Genomic DNA, 572 nt, shown 5'->3' with positions numbered 1-572 from the left:
TAGGGAGCATCGGTTGTTTCAGCAAGCCAATTGCGTAAACTAGAGCGAAAGCCATGCGGGCATGCCTCTAGCCCAGTTTTTTTCATGTATTGTGACATGCTAGTGTCTCCAAGAGGACCACGACTGCGCGCAGAAAAAAGGAATCTATTGCGAGATAGAGGGCGTGCTTGTTCTATCACTTTTAATGCTTCTGATGATAAAGGCACGCGAAATTCAGTTGTAGCATCCCGTCTTCCTTTCATATTTTCAGCAGGAATAGTCCATATATCTCCTTCAATCTGATCTTCATGAATATGACGCAAAGGATTGGTACGAACACCTGTCAGAATAAGTAAACGCAAAGCCAATTGTGTCATGGTTGTTGTTTGGCAAAGTGTTTGATAAAAAGCCGGCACATCTTTCCAATCCATTGCTGGCATATTCATAGCTTTATGGCGTTGTTTCCCTAAGAGGGCACGTGCTTTGGCTGTGACTTGTAAATCAACATCTAATCCTAATGCAGCCGCATGTTTGAAACAAAGATTAAGACGGTTCAGTGCTTTACGCGCTGTATCAGCTTTTGTATGCCATAT

1 protein-coding gene is annotated in these 572 nt (G+C 43.0%); it reads right to left on the bottom strand.

The genetic code is table 11. The features are described 5' to 3' along the window. The coding region (locus BN338_RS09835) for a tyrosine-type recombinase/integrase (protein WP_156809285.1) at nucleotides 1-572 on the bottom strand (572 nt) is incomplete at both ends.

Source organism: Bartonella queenslandensis AUST/NH15, assembly GCF_000312585.1.
Taxonomy (GTDB): Bacteria; Pseudomonadota; Alphaproteobacteria; order Rhizobiales; family Rhizobiaceae; genus Bartonella; species Bartonella queenslandensis_A.
The sequence above is the reverse complement of the archived record's forward strand: the minus strand, read 5'-3'. Positions and strand labels throughout refer to the sequence as shown.